The sequence below is a fragment of the Micromonospora maritima genome, from assembly GCF_902825405.1.
GTDB classification, from domain to species: domain Bacteria; phylum Actinomycetota; class Actinomycetes; order Mycobacteriales; family Micromonosporaceae; genus Micromonospora; species Micromonospora maritima.
In genome coordinates this window covers 1-1567 of record NZ_CADEAU010000811.1, presented here as the reverse complement: position 1 = coordinate 1567, position 1567 = coordinate 1, and the positions used below count along the sequence as shown (strand labels likewise).

Genomic DNA, 1567 nt, shown 5'->3' with positions numbered 1-1567 from the left:
CCCGCGCCCGCGCGTTCCTGGCCGGACTCCAGGTCGGCTGCGCCGCGACGCCGGACCAGCGGGGCGCGGTCGACCTCGACGGCGGGGCGTTCGACCCGGACACCGCCGCCCGCGCCACCGGCCAGGCCGTGCTCGGCCTCACCGGTGTCGGATACGCCGACCTGTCCGCCGCCGGCGCCGTGCCCGGTGCGCCGGCCCTCGCCTGCCCGTGAACCCCGTCGTCGAGGAGGAACCCGTGTCCCGTCCCCACTTCCCCGTCCGTACCCGGATCGCCGGCCTGCTCGCCGCCGTGCTCGCCGCCGTCGCCCTGACCACCGTGCCGGCGGCGCCGGCGCGGGCCGCAGCGTGCACCGGTACCTCGGGCGTCACCGTCGTGGTCGACTACGCCGCGCTCGGCGGCGGGGTGCAGGTCGCCTGCGCCCCCGGGGACCCGGCCACCGGGATCGCCGCGCTCCAGGGCGCCGGCTTCACCGTCACCGGCACGCAGCGGTGGGGGCTGGCGTTCGTCTGCCGGATCAACGGCAAGCCCACGGCCGCCACCGAACCGTGCGTGAACACCCCGCCGGTCACCGCGTACTGGTCCTACTGGCACGCCACCAGCGGGGGCGCCTGGTCCTACAGCTCCTCCGGCGCCAGCTCCTACAACCCGGCCCCGGGCACGGTCGAGGGCTGGTCGTTCGGCGCGGGCGCCCCGCCGAGCATCGCCGCACCCTGAGCCGTCCGGCACCCGGCCCCGTGCCGGGTGCCGGCCCCCGTCCACCGCTTGCGTGAAAGGCACCCGCATGCCCGTGTCCCGGCGTCTCGCCACCACCCTCGGCGCGGTCGCGACCACCACCCTGGTCGCGGTCGCCGCCCTGCCCCCGACCGTGGGGGCGGCCCCGGCCGACGACGCGCGCGCCGCCGCGTCCTGGCTGGCCGGCCAGTTCACCGACGGGTCGCTGCCCGGCCCGTTCGGCGGCCCCGACTGGGGACTCACCATCGACGGCCTGGTCGCACTCTCCGCGACCGGGGTGGACGACTCCACCCGCCGGGCGGCCACCGCACAGGTCGCCGCGCACGTACGCGCCTACAACAGCTACGACGACTGGGGCATCGAGGGCTTCACCGACGGCGGGGCCACCGCCAAGCTGCTCTACGCCGCCTCCGCCGCCGGCGCCGACCCCACCGACTTCGGCGGGTACGACCTGCGCGCGGAGACGCTGTCGCTGCTCGCCGGCGCGGACGCGGGCACCCAGCGGGGGCGGGTGACCAGCCGTACCACCGCCGACAGCGGTCCGGACGTCGGCAACACGTTCGACCAGTCTTTCGCGGTGCTGGGGCTGGCCCGCAGCGGCGACGTGCCGCGGGACGCGGTGGACTTCCTCGTCCGCCAGCAGTGCGCGGCCGGCGGCTTCCGGCTCTACCCGGACACCGCCGACGGGCCGTCGCCGTCCTGCGACGCGCAGCCCGACGCCACACTCGACGTCGACTCGACCGCGATGGCGGTGCAGGCGCTCCTGGCCGCCGCCGACGACGGGGTCGACGGCGCGCGCGACGCGGCCCGCCGGGGCGCCGACTGGCTGGCGGG

At 77.9% G+C, this 1567-nt stretch carries 1 protein-coding gene and 2 pseudogenes; all 3 read left to right on the top strand.

Annotated features, from left to right (window positions below; all coding sequences use genetic code 11):
- Nucleotides 1-212, top strand: a pseudogene (locus tag HUW36_RS32510) (peptidase); the annotation flags it as partial.
- 23 nt (nt 213-235) lie between these two features.
- Nucleotides 236-715 (top strand): hypothetical protein, encoded by a 480-nt coding sequence (locus HUW36_RS32505; protein ID WP_174531542.1) that lies wholly within the window; start codon nt 236-238, stop codon nt 713-715.
- 67 nt (nt 716-782) lie between these two features.
- Nucleotides 783-1567: pseudogene (locus HUW36_RS32500) on the top strand (prenyltransferase/squalene oxidase repeat-containing protein); the annotation flags it as partial.